13 protein-coding genes are annotated in these 18,351 nt (G+C 66.3%); 8 read left to right on the top strand and 5 right to left on the bottom strand.

What is annotated here, in order from left to right:
* Nucleotides 1-525, top strand: a complete 525-nt coding sequence (locus AC3ITW_RS17265) for a DUF4166 domain-containing protein (RefSeq protein WP_006386908.1) — start codon at nt 1-3, stop codon at nt 523-525.
* A complete protein-coding gene (locus AC3ITW_RS17260) occupies nt 500-937 on the top strand; it encodes a thiol-disulfide oxidoreductase DCC family protein (protein ID WP_006386906.1) in 438 nt (145 codons plus the stop codon). Before AC3ITW_RS17265 ends, AC3ITW_RS17260 begins: the two co-directional genes overlap by 26 nt.
* A 72-nt stretch (nt 938-1,009) precedes the next feature.
* Here the strand turns inward: AC3ITW_RS17260 and otsA are convergent, their stop codons facing one another.
* The 4 genes from otsA to AC3ITW_RS17240 form a co-directional block, all read right to left on the bottom strand.
* Nucleotides 1,010-2,374, bottom strand: coding sequence for an alpha,alpha-trehalose-phosphate synthase (UDP-forming) (otsA, locus tag AC3ITW_RS17255; protein ID WP_006386904.1), 1,365 nt, complete (start codon nt 2,372-2,374; stop codon nt 1,010-1,012).
* A complete protein-coding gene (locus AC3ITW_RS17250; RefSeq protein ID WP_006386902.1) occupies nt 2,371-4,152 on the bottom strand; it encodes a glycoside hydrolase family 15 protein in 1,782 nt (593 codons plus the stop codon). The genes otsA and AC3ITW_RS17250 overlap by 4 nt, the downstream gene beginning before the upstream one ends.
* Before the next feature lie 41 nt (nt 4,153-4,193).
* Nucleotides 4,194-4,952: a trehalose-phosphatase gene (otsB, locus tag AC3ITW_RS17245; RefSeq protein ID WP_006386900.1), complete on the bottom strand. Its 759-nt coding sequence runs from the start codon at nt 4,950-4,952 to the stop codon at nt 4,194-4,196.
* Nucleotides 4,953-5,524: 572 nt separating this feature from the next.
* Nucleotides 5,525-7,960, bottom strand: a complete 2,436-nt coding sequence (locus AC3ITW_RS17240; protein WP_489389770.1) for a TonB-dependent receptor plug domain-containing protein — start codon at nt 7,958-7,960, stop codon at nt 5,525-5,527.
* A 215-nt stretch (nt 7,961-8,175) separates the two neighbouring features.
* Between AC3ITW_RS17240 and AC3ITW_RS17235 the strand changes: the two genes are divergently transcribed.
* The 4 genes from AC3ITW_RS17235 (at nt 8,176) to AC3ITW_RS17220 (ending at nt 13,778) form a co-directional block, all read left to right on the top strand.
* Nucleotides 8,176-8,658 carry a DUF3574 domain-containing protein gene (locus AC3ITW_RS17235; protein ID WP_065723855.1) on the top strand — a complete coding sequence of 161 codons (483 nt, stop codon included), beginning with the start codon at nt 8,176-8,178 and terminating at the stop codon, nt 8,656-8,658.
* Nucleotides 8,659-8,694: 36 nt separating this feature from the next.
* Nucleotides 8,695-9,552 carry an XAC2610-related protein gene (locus tag AC3ITW_RS17230; RefSeq protein WP_100467845.1) on the top strand — a complete coding sequence of 286 codons (858 nt, stop codon included), beginning with the start codon at nt 8,695-8,697 and terminating at the stop codon, nt 9,550-9,552.
* A 129-nt stretch (nt 9,553-9,681) separates the two neighbouring features.
* Entirely contained in the window at nt 9,682-11,400 is a 1,719-nt protein-coding gene (locus AC3ITW_RS17225) for a thiamine pyrophosphate-dependent enzyme (RefSeq protein ID WP_489389769.1), read from the top strand.
* A 773-nt stretch (nt 11,401-12,173) separates the two neighbouring features.
* Nucleotides 12,174-13,778, top strand: a complete 1,605-nt coding sequence (locus AC3ITW_RS17220; protein ID WP_489389768.1) for a SulP family inorganic anion transporter — start codon at nt 12,174-12,176, stop codon at nt 13,776-13,778.
* A gap of 79 nt (nt 13,779-13,857) precedes the next feature.
* Here the strand turns inward: AC3ITW_RS17220 and AC3ITW_RS17215 are convergent, their stop codons facing one another.
* Nucleotides 13,858-14,568: a glutathione S-transferase gene (locus AC3ITW_RS17215; RefSeq protein ID WP_489389767.1), complete on the bottom strand. Its 711-nt coding sequence runs from the start codon at nt 14,566-14,568 to the stop codon at nt 13,858-13,860.
* Between the two features lie 170 nt (nt 14,569-14,738).
* Between AC3ITW_RS17215 and AC3ITW_RS17210 the strand changes: the two genes are divergently transcribed.
* A complete protein-coding gene (locus AC3ITW_RS17210) occupies nt 14,739-15,560 on the top strand; it encodes a DUF3014 domain-containing protein (RefSeq protein WP_448123358.1) in 822 nt (273 codons plus the stop codon).
* Nucleotides 15,561-15,741: 181 nt separating this feature from the next.
* Nucleotides 15,742-18,327 carry an ATP-dependent chaperone ClpB gene (clpB, locus tag AC3ITW_RS17205; RefSeq protein WP_489389766.1) on the top strand — a complete coding sequence of 862 codons (2,586 nt, stop codon included), beginning with the start codon at nt 15,742-15,744 and terminating at the stop codon, nt 18,325-18,327.
* The last annotated feature ends 24 nt before the right edge of the window (nt 18,328-18,351 follow it).

Genomic DNA, 18,351 nt, shown 5'->3' with positions numbered 1-18,351 from the left:
GTGCCGCTGTTCGCGCGCGTGCTGGGGCCGGCCTTCGCCACCCTGGCCACACCGGTGCAGGCACTGCATGCCGCGCCGCTGCCCTGCCGCTACGCGGGGCAGGCGCGCATCGTGAGGGGGCGGCACTGGCTGGTGCCGCTGCTGGCTGCGTTGGCGCGGCTGCCAAGGGATGGCGAGGCGTTGCCGACCGAGGTGGCGTTCAGCGCATACGGGCAGGGGGAACGCTGGGCACGACGCTTCGGCCGCTGGCCGATGGTATCGAGGCTGTGGGTGCACGAAGGGTATCTGCGCGAGCAGTTGGGTGCGGTGCGTTTTGAATTCGACCTGCAGGCCCGCGACGGTGGCATCGACTGGTCGGTGCGGCGGGTCTGGGCATTTGGCCTGCTGCCGCTGCCGACGCGCTGGTTTGGTGGCGTACGTTGCCGCGAGGCCTGGGATGACCAGCGCTACACTTTCCTGGTCGATGTGACCTTGCCCTGGGCAGGAGCCCTGATCCGCTATGAAGGCTGGCTCGAACCGCAGTGAAGCCGCCACCGAAGCGGGCGGCGCGGTGATCGTGTTCGATGGTGTCTGCGCACTGTGCAACCGCTGGGTGCGCTTCCTGCTGCGCTTTGATCGCAAGGAACGCTATCGCTTCGCGGCAATGCAGGGCGAGCGGGGCAGTGCGCTGCTGCGTTCGCACGGGTTGGACCCGCAGGACCCGATGTCGTTCCTGTTGCTGGACGAACAGGGCGCCTGGACCGATACCGATGCGATCCTGCGCGTGCTGTCAGGAATGGGCGGTGGCTGGCGCCTGACCGGTGCATTGCGCGTGCTGCCGCGCAGTTGGCGCGACGCGGCGTACCGCGCGCTGGCCCGCAACCGCTATCGCTGGTTCGGGCGGCATGACGCCTGCTATCTGCCGGCACCGGAGCAGGCCGCGCGGTTCCTGGATTGAAGAAAAAAGGGGACGGAGGGGATTAAGTCGTTTGTGCACAAACGACTTAATCCCCTCCGTCCCCTTTTTCCCTCAGCCTTCCAGCGCGTCCAGGTAGCTGCGGCGCCAATGATTGATGTCGTAGGTGCGCAGGTGCTCCATCATTGCGTGCCAGCGCTCCTTGCGCCGGTGCAGTGACATCGTTGCTGCGGTGGCGATGGCATCGGCGACGCCGTCCAGGTCATGCGGGTTCACCAGCAACGCCTGCTTGAGTTCGTCGGCGGCACCGGCCAGCAGCGACAGCACCAGTACGCCGGGATCTTCCGGATCCTGCGAGGCCACGTACTCCTTGGCCACCAGGTTCATGCCATCGCGCAGCGGCGTCACCAGGCCCACCGCCGCAGCGCGGTAGAAGCCGGTCAACGTGGCATGGGTGAAGTTCTGGTTGACGTAGCGCAGCGGGGTCCAGTCGGGTGCGGCGTGGCCGCCATTGATGTGCCCGGCGATCTGTTCCAGCTGGCTGCGCAGCTGGCGGTACTCGGTGACATCGCCACGCGAGACCGGGGCGATCTGCAGGTAGGTCAGCGAGCCGTGCTGGTCCGGATGCCGTTCCAGGTAACGCTCGAAGCCGAGGAAGCGTTCGGGCAGGCCCTTGGAATAGTCCAGGCGGTCCACGCCGATCGCCAGCTGGCGGTCGCGCAGGCTGCCGCGCAGGTTCTTCACCGCCGCCTTGGTGGCGGCGGTGCCAGCCTGGCGGGCGATCAGTTCGGTATCGATGCCGATCGGGAAGGCGGCCGCGCGGAAGCGGCGTCCCCCCGGTGCTTCCAGTTCGCCGTTCTCGAGTACCTTGCCGCCACCGAACAGGCGCAGGTAGGTCTGGAAACGGTCGGCGTCACGCTGGGTCTGGAAGCCGACCAGATCGTAGGCATACAGCGCCGAGAACAACCGCAGATGGTCCGGCATCGCCTGCAGCAGGTCGGCCGAGGGCATCGGGATGTGCAGGAAGAAACCGATGCGGCAGCCGATGCCCCGTTCGCGCAGCATCGCGCCCAGCGGAATCAGGTGGTAGTCGTGGATCCAGACGATGTCGTCCTCGCGCAGCAGCGGTGCGAGCTTGTCGGCGAACAGCGCGTTGACCTTGTGGTAGGTCTCGCGGGTGCCGCGATCGTAATCGACCAGGTCCAGGCGGAAATGCAGCAGCGGCCACAGCGTGCGGTTGGCGAAGCCGTTGTAGTAGCCATCGACCTCGCGCTTGCTCAGGTCCAGGGTGACGAACTCGATGTCGCCGTCCTTCTGCCGGTGCAGCGTGCCACTGCCATCACGCACGCTCTTGCCACTCCAGCCGAACCACATGCCGCCGCGTTCCTTCAACGCGGCCAGCAGGCCCACCGCCAGGCCACCGGCGCGGTTCTCGCCCGGCACGGCCACGCGGTTTGAAACCACCACAAGACGACTCACGATGCCTCCTGCCACGACCGCGACAGGCGCATCGCGGCGGTGATCAGGCCGACGTGCGAATAGGTCTGCGGGAAATTGCCCCAGGCCTCGCCGCTGTCGAAGGCCAGGTCCTCCGACAGCAGGCCCAGATGATTGCGCTGCTTCAACAGCAGCTCGAACATCTCGCGCGCTTCTTCCATGCGGCCAATCGCGGCCAGCGCGTCGATGTACCAGAACGTGCAGATGGTGAAGCTGGTTTCCGGTTCACCGAAGTCATCCGGGGCGACATAGCGGTACAGCGAGTTGCCATGCTTGAGGTCACGGCCGATGGCCTCGACGGTGGCGACGAAGCGGGCGTCCATCGCGTCGATGAAGCCGATGTCGGCCAGCAACAGCAACGACGCATCCAGGCGGTGACCACCGAAAGTATCGGTGAAGTGGCCCCGTTCTTCGCTCCAGGCCTCAGCCATGATGCGGGCGTGGATGGTGTCGGCGCGCTCGCGCCAGTAGCGTGCGCGGTCATCGCGCTTCAGGCGCACGGCGATCTTGCACAGGCGGTCGCAGGCGGCCCAGCACATCGCGCTGGTGTAGGTGTGCACTTCGGTGCGGCCGCGGAACTCCCACAGGCCGGCATCCGGTACGTCATGCAGGGCGAAGGCCTGTTCGCCGAGTGGTTCCAGCCGCGCGAAGGTGTGCGCGTCACCGGGATCCTGCAGGCGACGATCGAAGAACAGCTGGGTGGAGGCCAGTACCACGCTGCCATAGACATCGTGCTGGCGCTGCACCCAGGCCAGGTTGCCGCGGCGCACCGGCCCCATGCCGCGGTAACCGGACAGGCTGGGCACTTCGTCCTCGTCCAGCTTGGCTTCGAAGCCGATGCCATACAGCGGCTGCAGGGTGCCGTCGTTGCTGGCCAGGTTGAAGATGTAGCCGAGGAACTGTTCCATCGTGCGCGTCGCGCCGAGGCGGTTCAGCGCACGCACCACGAACGCGGCATCGCGCAGCCAGCAGTAACGGTAGTCCCAGTTGCGCACGCTGCCGGGCGCTTCGGGAATGGAGGTGGTCATCGCCGCGATGATCGCGCCGCTGTCCTCGTACTGGCACAGCTTGAGGGTGATCGCACTGCGGATCACCGCGTCCTGCCATTCCAGCGGAATGGACAGGTAGCGCACCCATTCGCGCCAGTAGTCGCGGGTGCGCTGGAAGGCGTCCTGCACGTAGCCGCTGATCGAGCGGTCGAGCGATTCGTCCACGCCCAGGATCAGGTGGACCGGATGGTTGAGCACGAAGGGCAGGCCGTCGCGCACCAGGCGCACCGGCACGTCGGTGGTCAGCCGCAGTACGTGTTCGGGCAGGATCCAGCGCACGTGGTTGCTGCCCCAGGTGGACTCGGGTACGCGTGCGCCCCAGTCGGCCAGCGGCCGCGCGCGTACGGTGATGCGCGGGCTGCCCGCCAGTGGACGCACCTGGCGGATCAGGCTCACCGGGCGGTAGAAGCGATCGTTCTGGCGCCAGCGCGGAGCGAAGTCGAGAATTTCCAGCGAGCCGCCGTGGCTGTCGTGCAGCACGGTGCGCAGGATCGCGGTGTTGGTCAGGTATTCCTGCTCGCTGCTGCTGAAATCCTCCAGCTCGATGGCGAAGTCGCCGCCGGTCTGCTGGTTGGGGCCGAGCAGGGCACAGAAGGTGGGGTCGCCGTCGAAGGTGGGCAGGCAGCTCCAGACAACGCGGGCATGTTTGTCGACCAGGGCGCCGAAGCTGCCGTTGCCGACCACGCCCAGATCAAGATCGGGTTGGGTCATCACGTGCTACATCTCGGTTGCGGCCGTGGGGGTTGGCCGGGTCAATAGGCATTCTCACGCAGCCAGGCGTGCACGCTGCGTATGTCGGGCAGTGCGAACACCGCCGCGCTGGGTTCGCGTTCACCCACCAGCACACTCCAGCCATGCTGGCCATTGGCGGCGTCAAAGCCGAACTCATCGGTGAGGTCGTCCCCCATGAACACGGGCAGGCGGCCACGGAACGGCAGGTACTGCATCATCCGTCGCACCGCGCGCCCCTTGTCGGAGCCGACCGGCACGAACTCGACCACATGGTCGCCGGGTTGCAGGCGATGGCTGCTGCGACCGCGCAGGTGGCGGTTGGCAAAGGCGCGCACATCGGCCGCTGCGTTCGGTGCGCCGCGCCAGTGCAGGGCCAGGCCGACGCCCTTGTCCTCCACCAGCACGCCGGGGTGCCCATGTGCGAAACGCATTGCCTGCTGGTGCAGCGCATGCAGCCAGTCGGCGGTGTCGTCATCATGCGTGTCGCGCAGCACGCGACCATCCTCGCCACGCAGTTCGTGGCCATGCAGGCCGGCGGCGGGAAGCTGCAGCGGAGCGAACAACTGGTCCAGTTGCTCGAGCGGGCGGCCACTGACCAGTGCCACGGCACCTTCCAGGCGGTCGCTGATGCGGCCGATGGCTTCGCGCACATCGGGCAGCAGCTGCACGGCATCCGGGCGTGCAGCGAATTCGATCAGGGTGCCATCAACATCGAGGAACAACGCGCAGGCATCGTCCAGCAATGGAGGTGGCGGACGCAGGGGGAGCGGTTCAGCCATGACGCCCAGCTTGCCAGCGCGGGCGTGTACGTGGGGTCGAGGGCAGGCTACGGATCTGGTAGTGCCGGCCGCTGGCCGGCAACGTCATGGTCCATGGATGCACCCTGCGGTTGCCGGCCAGCGGCCGGCACTACCGTGTCGTGCGGACCAACGGTCCGCACCCGCCCAGAGCGATCACCTCCGGTGGGTGCCGACCGTTGGTCGGCACGAAGGGCAGCCTGCATGGAACGCAGACAGTGCGGACCAACGGTCCGCACCCACCCAGAGCGATCACTCCGGTGGGTGCCGACCGTTGGTCGGCACGAAGGGCAGCCTGCATGGAACGCAGACAGTGCGGACCAACGGTCCGCACCCACCCAGAGCGATCACCTCCGGTGGGTGCCGACCGTTGGTCGGCACGAAGGGCAGCCTGCATGGAACGCAGACAGTGCGGACCAACGGTCCGCACCCGCCCAGAGCGTTCACCTCCGGTGGGTGCCGACCGTTGGTCGGCACGAAGGGCAGCCTGCATGGAACGCAGACAGTGCGGACCAACGGTCCGCACCCACCCAAGGCAATCACACCCAATGCGATCAGAACGTATAGCGGACGCGGCCGTAGTAATACGCGCCGTTGCTGCCGATCGGCGACAGTACGTCGTACGGCAGGTTGCCGAAGTAGTGGATATCGCTGTTGGATCGATCCGGGTAGTTGTCGGTCAGGTTCTGGCCACCGATGGCCACGCTCCACTGCGGGGTGATGCGGTACTCGACTTCGGCATCCAGCTGCCATTCGGCCTGGTAGGTCTGGCGCGGGATGTAGCCGTCACCGAAGTTGAACACGCGGGTGGCGCTGCCATAGCGGTTCACGCGGGTGCTCAGCGACCAGTGGTCGTTGCTCCAGGCGGCCGAGAAGCTGCCACGGGTGCGCGGCGTGGCATCGGTGAGGGTATTGGTCTCTTCGATACCGAACAGCACGTAGTCCGGATTCAGTGCACGCAGTTGTGCCGGCGTGGCCAGCACGTTCTTCAGTGTGGTCTTGGTGTACGCGTAGGTGCCGGTCAGCAGCAGCTGGCCATCGCCCAGCGATTGCCGCCAGTTGCTCACCAGCTCGGCACCGCGGGTGCGGGTATCGGCGGCGTTGACGAAGAAACTGGCGCTCTGAAGGCCGGTGACCCCGTAGTTGGCCGCCACGTAGTCGGTCAGTGCAGCGCCGGTGATGCTTTCCGACAGCGCGATGCGGTCGTCGATGTCAATCTGGAAGAAGTCCAGCGACAGGTCGAAGTGCTCACCGATGCGGCTGGTGAAGCCCAGCGAGGTGTTGATCGACTTTTCCGGCTTCAGATTCTGCGCACCCAGGCCACGTGCGATCGGATTGTTGACCGACAACAGGCGGCCCTGCACAAGCTGGCCGCCGGCGTTGTAGCCGGTGGAGGTGGATTCGTAGCCGATCTGCGCCAGTGACGGCGCACGGAAGTTGTTGGAGATGGCGCCACGCAGCGCGAACGCCGGGGTGAATTTATAGCGCAGGCCGAGCTTGCCGGTCAGTTCACCGCCGAAATCGTCGTTGTGCTCGTAGCGCGCGGCCAGATCGGTGGAGAACTTCTCGCCGAACTGGCTGGACAGGCTGGCGTAGGCGCTGGCGACATCGCGCGACAGGCGGGCCGCATCCTGCGGGGTCAGGCCGCCACCGGCCTGCGAGCCGGTCGGGCGATCGGTGTAGGGGCCTGCGGCGTAGCTGGCCGGGTCACCCGGGCGGGTCTGGTAGCGCTCATGGCGCGCTTCCACGCCCAGGCCCAGGGTGTGGCTGATGCTGTCGCTCTGGGTGAACACGCGGCTCAGATCGAGGTTGCCCACAGTCTGTGCGTACTTGTAGTCAGCGGTCTTGAAGCGGGTCGGGCTGGTTGGGCCCAGCGACGCGTTGAGCGAATCACGCAGGCGGTAGGTGAAGTCGTTCTGGCCGTAATCCAGGCTGCCGTCGTAGCTCCACTCACCCCACTGGCCGCGCACGCCGGCCACGGCCTGCACGTCTCGGTTCTCGCCTTCGGAGATCGGCCGGTAACCGTTCGGATAGACCTGCTTCCAGTTGGCATCGCCATCGGGATAGCGGAAGTAGTTCGCGCCTTCGGTATCACGCTGGTTGAAGGTGCCGAACGCGTAGAACGTCGAGGTCTGGCCCACCGGAATTTCGGTGTTCAGCCACAGGTTGATGTCCTTGCTCTTGCCATCGCCCAGCACGTAGTTGCGCTTGCCCTGCAGCGCGAGGTTGCCCGGGGTCTGGTCCCACGGCGGGATCTGGTCGAAGCCGGCACGGTTGGTGCCGTTGCGGTGCTTGTACTCCAGGCCGACGCGCAGGAAGCCGCCGTCCTCGCCCAGCGAGGTGCCGACCTTGGCGCTGATGTTGCCGGTCTGGCCGTCGGTGAGGGTGCGGCCGATCGGCTTGAGGTCGGTGTGGTTGGCACCGTAGCTGGCCTCGATCTCGCCACCGTCGCCGCCGTTGTCGAGGATCACGTTGATCACGCCGGCCACGGCGTCCGAGCCGTACAGCGCACCGGCGCCGTCGCGCAGCACTTCGATGCGCTTGATCGCGCTGACCGGGATCGAATTGAAGTCGACCGGCGTGGTGCCCTTGCCGATCTTGCTGTCGGTGTTGACCAGCGCGGTGTGGTGGCGGCGCTTGCCATTGATCAGCACCAGCACCTGGTCCGGCGACAGGCCACGCAGCTGTGCGGCGCGCACGTGGTCGGCGCCGCCGGAGTTGGACTGGCGCGGGAAGTTGAACGACGGCAGCAGCGCCTGCAGCGCACTGCCCAGCTCACCGTTGACCACGCCGGCCTTGCGGATGTCCTCGGCGGTGAGCACATCCACCGGCGAGGTGGATTCGAGCACGGTGCGGTCGGCGGCACGGGTGCCGGTGACGATCACGGTGTCGAGGTTGGTAGCGTCCTGGGCCAGAGCCGGGACGGCGGTGGAGGAAAGCGCGAGGGCGATGGCGAGGCCGAGCGGCGACGCGGGCAGGCGGATGGACATGGGGGCTCCAGCAACAACGACGACGGGGAAGGGGGGAGATAGTTTCACTTACATCCATCCGGATGAAGCGATATATTATCTTCGCGTGATGGCCGGTGCCGATGCAAGCCCCTGCCGGTCCGGCATGAGTTGATGCCCCGTTGGCATCAGCACGCCGGACCGGTGGCGCTGTACGCTGCCGGCTCGCCTTGTCCCCCTTCCCCGGAGCTGTACCGATGAAACACCTTGGCCTCGTCTTCGCCGTGCTGCTGGCCACCAGTGGCTGCGCCAGCCTGTCCTCGCAGGCGCCCAGCGCCTATGCCACGGCCACCACCGCCGAACTGAAGGGCGATGCCGCCCGCCCCTCCGCCGGCCACGGCTGGGTGCGCAGCGAGCTGTACTTCGGCGTGGGTGAAGAGCAGGGCGCCGGCAACCGTCCGCAGGCCGACACCATCAGCGAGACGCAGTGGCGCGCTTTCCTGGACAAGGAAGTGACCCCGCACTTCCCGGATGGCCTGACCGTGTTCGATGCCTATGGCCAATGGCTGTTCCGCGGTGATGCCGCGCCCAACCGCCTGCGCACCAAGGTGCTGGTGGTGCTGCACGAGGACACCCCGCAGCGCCGTGCTGACATTGAAGCGATCCGCCTGGCGTGGAAGCAGCAGACCAAGCATCAGTCGGTGCTGTGGTCGCGGCAGCCGGTCGAGGTATCGTTCTGACCTGAAGGGGCCATCGTGGCGCCACAGGGATAGACGATGAAACACAGGGACTATGTGCTGGGCCTGCTGCTGGCAGGCCTGTGGCTGCAGACGGCGGAGGCGAATGAGGGCGACGGCGAAACGCTACGGTTCCAGGTCGCCGCTCACGTGCAGGCACACGCCGATCCCCAGCAGGATGGCAGCATCACCGTGCAGCTGTCGCCGTCGGGCAAGCGCCAGACGCTGGAAGGCGCGGCGGATGCGGACGGCAATTCGCGATGGGGCCTGGAGGACGTCGATTTCGATGGCTACCCGGAATTGGTCGCGCGCGCCTCGGTGGGCATGGTCAACGAAGCGGTGACGGTGTACCGCTTCGATCCGTCCAGTGCCGGGTTCCGCGCGCTGCAGGCCGACACCCACGGCAAGGACAGCTGCGGTGACCTGATGGGGCTGACTGTCGATCGTCTGAGCCGCACCCTGACCAGCAGCTGCCGCAGCGGCCCGATGTGGTACGCCGACCAGTACCGGTTTGCAGGTGCGAAGCTTTATCTCTACCGCAGCGAGAGCGTGCTGATGCTGGGCGACACGCTGAACGCCGCGCTGCAATGGGAACAGACCGACGAGCAGGGCCCGTTGGCAGTCTGGCGCACCTATGATCCCACTGGTCGTGTGCTGGAGAGCGCCATCGCCGATGGCCTGGGTGCACCCGCCGACGGACCGCTGCGTGGCCAGCAGGCCTCTGTGCTGGCGGCGCGCCTGTTCCTGTTCGACCGGCCCGGTGCATCCAGCACCAAGCGTTATCTGGTGCAGGGCGACCGTGTGGAGATGCTGGATGAACAGGATGGCTGGATGAAGCTGCGCTACCGCAACCCGAAGCAGGGCGCGGTGGAAGGTTGGATCAACGTCAACGATTAAGAAAAGGGGACGGAGGGAATTAAGTCGTTAACGGCACAAACGACTTAATTCCCTCCGTCCCCTTTTTTTGCGGAAGCATCACTTCATCAGGTCTAGCCTCGAACGTTCCCCCGTTCGAGGATGTATCCGATGAGCAAGCGCGTGGCCGAAATCGTGGTGGACACCCTGCAGCAGGCTGGTGTCCGCCGTTGCTACGGCATCGTGGGCGATACGCTCAACCATGTGACCGATGCGATGCATGGCAGCGAGATCGCTTGGGTGCACGTACGCCATGAGGAAGTGGCGGCCTTTGCCGCCGGTGCCGATTCGCTGGTAAGTGGCGAACTGACCGCCTGCGCCGGTTCCTGTGGGCCCGGTGGCCTGCACTTCATCAACGGTATCTTCGAAAGCAACCGCAACCGGGCGCCGATGGTGCTGATCGCCAGCCAGATCGTCACCAGCGAGCTGGGCATGGAGTTCCCGCAGGAAGTGGATTTCAAGGCGGTGTATGGCAGCTGCACGGTGTTCTGCGAGCAGGTGCACAGTGCCGAACAGGCGCGACGCGTGGTGGCGCTGGCCTGCCAGGCCGCGATCAGCCGTCGCGGCGTCGCCGTAGTGATCCTGCCGGCTGACATCAGCGAGGCCGAGGTGAAGCACGATGTGCCGTTCTCGGTGCACTACACCCAGCCGGTGCTACGTCCGTCCGACACCGAGCTGCAGCACATCGCCGAGCTGCTGGGGCAGGGCAAGCGCATCGGCATCTATGCCGGCGCCGGTTGCCAGGGCGCGCACGCCCAGTTGTTGGAAATTGCGCGCAGGTTGCAGGCGCCTGTCGCGCACACCTCACGCGCCAAGGACTTCGTCGAGCCGGACAACCCGTACAACATGGGCATGACCGGCATCTTCGGCATCGAATCCGGCTTCCACACACTGATGGAGTGCGACACGCTTCTGCTGCTCGGCGCCGACTTCGCCTGGGGCCAGTTCTACCCGGACAAGGCCACGATCATCCAGGTCGACCGCGATGGCAGCCACCTCGGTCGCCGCCATCCGGTGAACCTTGGCGTGGTCGGTGATATCGCGCCGACGCTGGACGCCTTGCTGCCGATGCTGCTGCCGCGCGAGGACAGCAGTTTCCTGGACGAGTGCATCGAGCGCCGTGACAAGGCACTGAAGAAGCGCGAGAAGGAAGAGCAGCCCGGTGAGGGCGAGCTGATCCATCCGCAGCACCTGACCGCGCTGCTGTCGAAGTACGCCACCGATGATGCACTGTTCACCGCCGACGGAGGCTCGCCGATGGTGTGGGTGTTGCGCCACATCCGCGTCAACGGCCGCCGCCGCACGCTGACCAGCCTGCTGCACGGCACGATGGCCAATGCGATGCCACAGGCACTGGGCCTGCAGAAGGCGTTCCCGGGGCGGCAAGTGATCTCGTTGTCCGGCGACGGTGGCCTGGCGATGCTGCTGGGCGATCTGCTGACCGCTGTGCAGGAGAATCTGCCGATCAAGGTGGTGGTGTTCAACAACGGCTCGCTGAATTTCGTCGAGCTGGAGCAGAAGGTGGAAGGCCTGCTGGATAACTACACCGACCTGAAGAACCCGGACTTCGGCCGCCTGGCCGAGGTGATCGGCTTCCACGGCCGCACCGTGACCCGCAGCGAGGATCTGGAGGAAGCGGTGCAGGACTTCCTGGCCCAACGCGGCCCGGCGCTGCTGGATGTGCACACCAGCCGCGCCGAGCTGGTGATGCCGCCGCAGATCGAGGCCAAGCAGGTGGCCGGTACGGCGCTGTATGCCGCCAAGGCGGTGTTGAACGGCCGCTTCGACGACGTGAAGCATCTGCTGGTGGACAACTTCCTGAAGAAGTAGGGGGTTGGTCGATGCAGGGCTGCGCCCTGCACCGGCCGAAACGGTAGTGCCGGCCGCTGGCCGGCAACCTCAAAAGCAACAGCAAAAGCTGGCTTCCTGTGGGATGGCGGGGTGGGTCCGGTTGCGGGGGACGCCGTAAACCCGTCCTTGGGGGCTTGGCCGCGGCTTGCTCGTGTGCGCTGTCCTGCGCACACGGCAAGACCGGGGTTGGGCGTCCTGCCCAACCCGCCCGAGGCATGCCTCGGGCCCATGCCGCGGACACCCCCGCAACCGGACCCACCCCGCCTTCGACAGATCATCGCTGCTGTTGGTAGGTGTCGACCTTGGTCGACACGGTAGATCCACGCCATGCGTGGATAACGCAGGAATGATCGAAATGATCTTCTGTAGAGCCGAGCCATGCTCGGCTGAGAGGCTTCGCGTACAGCAGCCGAGCATGGGCTCGGCTCTACAACGAGCGCCTGCCTTTGCTTCTGATCTTTTGATTCTCTTCCGTGGCTGGCACGCGCAGGAAACTGTCAGGGGCTGTGCGGGGTGGGCTGCGCAGGACCGTTGGCGCCATGGATGGCGCCATCGAGCCCCCGGGGACGGGTTCACGGCGTGTCCTGCGCAGCCCACCCCGCACGGCCCATTCCGATAAACCCGCTGTCCGCGACCAACCCCCAGCCACGAGGGGCTCCGCCGTTGGCTGGAACCCATCATTCCACGACGGAATTGGCGCACCGGCCCCGCTGGGCCTACCATCGGCGGTCCCCACCCCCACCGCCCCTTCCATGTCCGCTCCCGCTTCCGCCGTACCGCGTCGCTGGTTCGTCGCCGGCGACTTCAACGGCTTCTTCGGCCTGGTCGTCGACAACCTCTCCATCCTCGGCTTCATCGCCATGGCACTGGTCGGGATCTTCCAGTTCCCCGCCGACGTAGTGTTCGGCCGCATGTTCCCCGGCACCGCCTTCGGCGTGCTGGTCGGCAACCTGCTGTACACCCTGATGGCACGCCGGCTGGCCGCGCGTACCGGCCGCGATGATGTCACCGCCATGCCGCTCGGCCTGGATGCACCGACCAGCATCGGCATGGCGTTGCTGGTGCTCGGTCCGGCCTTCATCGCCTTCAAGCAGCAGGGCATGGACCCGCATGCTGCGGGTATCGCGACCTGGCAGCTGGGCATGGCCGCGCTGGTCATCATGGGCGTGCTCAAGTTCGTGCTGTCGTTCTTCGGCGAAGCGGTCACCCGCGCGCTGCCGCGGGCCGCGCTGCTGGGCTCCATCGCCGGCATCGCGCTGGTGCTGATGGGCCTGCTGCCGTTGCTGGAAACGCTGCGCTCGCCGCTGGTCGGCTTCACCACGCTGGGCCTGCTGCTGTACGTGCTGATCGCCAAGGGCAAGCTGCCGGTGCGTGGCCCGGGCGTGCTGTTGGCCTTCGTGTTCGGCACCGTGCTGTATTACGGCCTTGGCCTGGCCGGGCTGGGCGCACCGGGCTTCCACGTGCCGGAGTGGGTGCCGCCGCAGGTGGTGCTGCCGCTGCCGACGCTGGGCTTCCTCGAGGGCCTGCCTACCGCGATGACCTACCTGCCGCTGCTGCTGCCGTTCGGCCTGCTGATGGTGGTCGGTGGCATCAACGTGTCCGAAAGCGCACGCGCAGCCGGCGATGATTATCGCACCCGCGACATCCTGCTGGTGGAGGCGGTGGCCACGCTGGTGGCCGGTGTCTGTGGCGGCGTCGCGCAGACCACGCCGTACATCGGCCAGCCGGCCTACAAGCACATGGGCGCTCGCAGCGGCTACACGCTGCTGACCGGCCTGTTCGTCGGCATCGGCGGCATGCTCGGCATCATCTCCGGGCTGGTGCAGTGGCTGCCGCTGGCGGTGCTGGCACCGATCATCGTGTACGTGGCCATCGACATCACCACCCAGGCGTTCCAGGCCACGCCGCGCCACCACACCGGTGCGATGGTGTTCGGTTTCCTGCCGTCGGTGGCCTATCTGCTGGCGATCAAGGCGCCGGGCTGGATCGCGCCGGACCAGCTGCCGCAGCTGCTGACCAAGCTCGACGGCCACGGCCTGCCGGAACTGGCGGTGATCTTCACCCTCGGCAATGGCTTCATCATCACCTCGATGCTGTGGATCTCGGCGGTGGCGGCAATGGTCGATGGCCGCCTGCGCCGGGCCTGCGGTTTCCTGCTGGTGGCCGCGGTGCTGACCCTGTTCGGCCTGATCCACTCGGTGGACCCGCGTGGTGGCATCTACCTGCCTTGGGAGCTGGAAGGGCTGGCACGTATCATCAGCTGGCAGTTCGCCGGCGCCTACGTGGCACTGGCAGTGCTGCTGGGCCTGCTGTCGCTGCAGAAGCAGGCGGTGAAGCCGCTGGGTGAAAACAGCTGACCCCAGGGTAGTGCCGGCCGCTGGCCGGCATCCTCATGGACCTCGGACGCAGTGTGCAGATGCCGGCCAGCGGCCGGCACTACCCCTGTCCATCCAGCTCCGGGTAGTGGCGGAAAATGCCGTTGGTGTTGAACGGCAACCGTCGTTCCGAGGCCAGGTAGGCGGCGATGTTGGGGCGCTTGGCTACCCGCTCCTGCAGCGCACGCAGCAGGGGCAGGGTCGGTTCCAGTGCCTGCATGCGGCGTGGGAACATGTAATCCAGCCCGCTCAGCAGCTGAAACAGCGACAGATCCACGTAGGAATGCTCGCGCAGCGTATGGCGGCCGCCATTGGCGGCCAGCACCTGCTCGAAGTAGCCGAGAAACTTCGGCAGCCGTTCGCTGCGCAGAGAGGCTGCGCGTGCCTTGGCTTCGCTCTTCTGGTCTTCGTAGTACTTCGATACGGCGATCGGATGGTGGGTGTCATGCACCTCGGCCACCAGATCGGCGATGGTCAGCTGCAACTGCAGCGCCTGCATCCGCCGCGAGGCCGCCTGTGGCACCAGGTCCAATGTCGGGCCAAGGAAATCCAGGATCGCCGCGACCTGTGCGATGACCTGGCGGCCGGCCTTCAGGAACGGCGGTGCGAATGGCTGCGTCCCCTCGCTTTTCCCATCAAGGAAAGGTTGCATCACTGCATCGCCGTGTACCCGCGCCATGTCGACGTAGTCGGCGCCGGCATCTTCCAGCGCCAGCCGTACGAATTCACCGCGGCCCTGGATGCCGGTCCAGTAGTACAGCGCGTATTGCATGGCAACGTCTCCACACGACAAGAGCAACAGCCTCGCGCGCGGCGTGCAAAGCAGGCGTGAGCATGGCTGCATGTCCTGCCCAACCCAAACCGCAGCCGAACGAAGGGGGAACCCTCGCAGACACGGGGGGTCACACCTTCTCCATGCGTGTGAAAACGAGGTGCTGCATCATGCAGAGTGGAAAGGCGGTATGGCCCTGGGTGCTGGGCGTGGTGGTGATCGGCGGTGCGGGCGGGTGGTTGTTCCGCGATCAGCTGAAGAGCCTGGCGGACGGCGTTTCGGTGCCGGTGCAATCCACTCCCGCCAGCAGCGCTGCACCTCCACAGCCAATGACGGCCGAGCAACCGGCCCCGGCACCGCCACCGATCAGGCACCCGCTGGAGACAGAGGCGGCCGCTGATCCAGCGCTGCCGAAACTGGCTGACAGCGATGCCGCGGCCTGGGGCGCACTGAGCCAGCTGTTCCAGGGCGAAGGGCCACTGACCCTGCTGTTGCGCGACCATCTGATCCAGCGCCTGGTCACCCAGGTCGACAACCTGGACAAGCCCAGCGTGCCACCCACCGCGCTGGCCGCGCGGCCGCTGCCAGGCAGCCTGCAGGTCGAGCCCGGTGAGGGCGGCGAGCGGATCGCCGCCAGCAACGCGGCGCGCTATGCACCCTACGTGCAGGCCTTCACCGCGCTGGATCCGGCGGCGACCGCCAGCGCCTACAAGCGCTTCTATCCGCTGATCCAGCAGGCCTATGTCGATCTTGGCCGGCCCGACGGCTACTTCAACGACCGTCTGGTGGCGGTGATCGACCACCTGCTGGACACCCCGGAGCCGGCCCAGCCGCCGTTGGTGGAACGCGATGAGCGTGGCCGCTACCGCTTCGTCGACGCCACCCTGCAGTCACGCTCGATCGGGCAGAAGGCCCTGCTGCGCATGGATGTGGCGCAGGCAAGGGCCATCAAGCAGCAGCTGCGGGCGATCCGTACTGCGATCACCCGCTGAGCCCATCCAGCGGGCGAAACTGATCGGGATCAACGCGCCGACCACACCCGCTCCGGCATGCTGGCCGCAGGCTGACTGGCCTCGGGGTGCAGTCGCAGCCACCCTTGAAACCGGGTGGGGCAACCGCATCTTTCCAGCATCGCCGGCGCGGGCCGGCCCTGATGACCGATGAGGATTCGCAATGCGGATGGACAAGCTCACCTCGCGTTTCCAGCAGGCGCTGGCAGACGCACAGTCGCTGGCCGTGGGCCGCGACAACAGCATCATCGAACCGGTTCACCTGTTCAGCGCACTGCTGGACCAGCAGGGCGGCAGCACGCGCCCGTTGCTGGCCCAGGCCGGGGTCAACGTCCCGGTGCTGCGCGAGCGCCTGACCGAGGCGCTGGATGCACTGCCGAAGGTGTCCGGTCAGGCCGGCAACGTTTCGATGGGCAATGACCTCGGGCGCCTGCTCAACCAGACCGACAAGCTGGCCCAGCAGAACGGCGATGCCTTCATTGCCAGCGAGTGGTTCGTGCTGGCCGCGCTGGACGACAGCGGCACGCTGGGCATGGCGCTGCGCGCCGCCGGTGCCGACAAGACCCGCTTGCAGGCCGCCATCGACAAGCTGCGCGGCGGCGAGAACGTGCAGTCGGAAAATGCCGAAGAGCAGCGCCAAGCGCTGGAGAAGTACACCATCGACCTGACCGCACGTGCCGAGAGCGGCAAGCTCGATCCGGTGATCGGCCGTGACGAGGAAATCCGTCGCACCATCCAGGTACTGCAGCGCCGGACCAAGAACAATCCGGTGCTGATCGGCGAACCTGGCGTTGGCAAGACCGCGATCGTCGAAGGCCTGGCCCAGCGCATCATCAACGACGAAGTGCCCGAGGGCCTGCGCGGCAAGCGTGTGCTGTCGCTGGACATGGGCGCGCTGATTGCCGGTGCCAAGTTCCGCGGTGAGTTCGAGGAGCGGTTGAAGGGCGTGCTCAACGACCTGGCCAAGAGCGAAGGGCAGATCATCCTGTTCATCGATGAGCTGCACACCATGGTCGGCGCCGGCAAGGCCGACGGCGCGATGGATGCCGGCAACATGCTGAAGCCGGCGTTGGCACGCGGCGAGCTGCACTGCGTGGGCGCCACCACGCTGGATGAGTACCGCAAGTACATCGAAAAGGACGCCGCGCTGGAGCGCCGCTTCCAGAAGGTCTTCGTGGGCGAACCGTCGGTGGAAGACACCATCGCGATCCTGCGCGGGCTGAAGGAAAAGTACGCGGTGCACCACGGTGTGGAGATCACCGACCCGGCCATCGTCGCCGCTGCGACGCTGTCCAACCGATACATCACCGACCGCCAGCTGCCGGACAAGGCCATCGATCTGATGGACGAGGCGGCCTCGCGCCTGCGCATGGAAATCGACTCCAAGCCGGAGGAGCTGGACCGCCTGGAACGCCGGGTGATCCAGCTGAAGATCCAGCGCGAGATGCTGAAGAAGGAAAAGGACGAGGCCTCGCGGCAGCGCCTGGCCGATCTGGAAAACGACATCGATGGATTGGAGCGCGAGTTCTCCGACCTCAATGAAATCTGGAAGTCGGAGAAGGCCGCGCTGCAGGGTGCAACCAAGATCAAGGAGCAGGTCGAGCAGGCCAAGCTGGAGCTGGAATCCGCGCAGCGTCGCCAGGATTTCGCGCGCATGAGCGAGATCCAGTACGGCCTGCTGCCGCAGCTGGAAAAGCAGTTGGCCGCCGCGCAGGAAGCCGAGCACAAGGACTTCAAGCTGGTGCAGGACCGGGTCACCGACGAGGAGATCGCCGAGGTTGTCTCGCGCTGGACCGGCATTCCGGTCAACAAGATGCTCGAAGGTGAGCGCGACAAGCTGCTGCGGATGGAAGAGGTGCTGCACAACCGCGTGGTCGGCCAGGAGGAAGCGATCAAGGTCGTCTCCGATGCCGTGCGCCGTTCGCGTGCGGGCCTGTCCGATCCGAATCGCCCGGCCGGTTCGTTCCTGTTCCTCGGCCCGACCGGCGTCGGCAAGACCGAGCTGTGCAAGTCGCTGGCCGAGTTCCTGTTCGACAGTGCCGACGCGATGATCCGCATCGACATGAGCGAGTTCATGGAGAAGCACAGCGTCGCCCGCCTGATCGGTGCGCCCCCGGGCTACGTCGGTTACGAAGAGGGTGGCTACCTGACCGAGGCCGTGCGTCGCCGTCCGTATTCGTTGATCCTGCTGGACGAAGTGGAGAAGGCGCATCCGGATGTGTTCAACATCCTGCTGCAGGTGCTGGACGATGGCCGCCTGACCGATGGCCAGGGCCGCACCGTGGACTTCCGCAACACCGTCATCGTGATGACCTCGAACCTGGGCTCGCACCAGATCCAGGACATGAGCGCTGATGACAGCCCGGAGGCCTACACGCAGATGAAGGCGGCGGTAATGGGCGTGGTGCAGGCGCACTTCCGCCCGGAGTTCATCAACCGCCTGGACGACATCGTGGTGTTCCACCCGCTGGACAAGCAGCAGATCAAGCAGATCGCGCGCATCCAGATGCGTGGCCTGGAGAAGCGGCTGGCCGAGCGCGGGCTGAAGCTGGTGGTGTCCGATGCGGCGTTCGACCTGCTCGGCAACGTCGGCTTCGATCCGGTGTATGGTGCGCGCCCGTTGAAGCGTGCGATCCAGGCCCAGCTGGAGAATCCGCTGGCGCAGAAGATCCTTTCCGGCGCTTTCGTCAACGGCGATACCATCGAAGTCGGCAACGACGGCGGCCACCTGGTGTTCGCCAAGGCGTGATCCACACGGGGCGCTGCATTACCG

Source organism: Stenotrophomonas sp. KH_052 (genome assembly GCF_057838755.1).
The sequence above is the reverse complement of the archived record's forward strand: the minus strand, read 5'-3'. Positions and strand labels throughout refer to the sequence as shown.

Excerpts from the sequence above, each read along its gene's own strand:
- AC3ITW_RS17215 (WP_489389767.1), bottom strand. The coding sequence starts at position 14,568 with ATGCAATACGCGCTGTACTACTGGACCGGCATCCAGGGCCGCGGTGAA.
- otsB (WP_006386900.1), bottom strand. The coding sequence starts at position 4,952 with ATGGCTGAACCGCTCCCCCTGCGTCCGCCACCTCCATTGCTGGACGAT.
- AC3ITW_RS17220 (WP_489389768.1), top strand. The coding sequence starts at position 12,174 with ATGTCCGCTCCCGCTTCCGCCGTACCGCGTCGCTGGTTCGTCGCCGGC.
- AC3ITW_RS17225 (WP_489389769.1), top strand. The coding sequence starts at position 9,682 with ATGAGCAAGCGCGTGGCCGAAATCGTGGTGGACACCCTGCAGCAGGCT.
- AC3ITW_RS17235 (WP_065723855.1), top strand. The coding sequence starts at position 8,176 with ATGAAACACCTTGGCCTCGTCTTCGCCGTGCTGCTGGCCACCAGTGGC.
- clpB (WP_489389766.1), top strand. The coding sequence starts at position 15,742 with ATGCGGATGGACAAGCTCACCTCGCGTTTCCAGCAGGCGCTGGCAGAC.
- AC3ITW_RS17230 (WP_100467845.1), top strand. The coding sequence starts at position 8,695 with ATGAAACACAGGGACTATGTGCTGGGCCTGCTGCTGGCAGGCCTGTGG.
- AC3ITW_RS17240 (WP_489389770.1), bottom strand. The coding sequence starts at position 7,960 with ATGTCCATCCGCCTGCCCGCGTCGCCGCTCGGCCTCGCCATCGCCCTC.
- AC3ITW_RS17260 (WP_006386906.1), top strand. The coding sequence starts at position 500 with ATGAAGGCTGGCTCGAACCGCAGTGAAGCCGCCACCGAAGCGGGCGGC.
- AC3ITW_RS17210 (WP_448123358.1), top strand. The coding sequence starts at position 14,739 with ATGCAGAGTGGAAAGGCGGTATGGCCCTGGGTGCTGGGCGTGGTGGTG.
- AC3ITW_RS17250 (WP_006386902.1), bottom strand. The coding sequence starts at position 4,152 with ATGACCCAACCCGATCTTGATCTGGGCGTGGTCGGCAACGGCAGCTTC.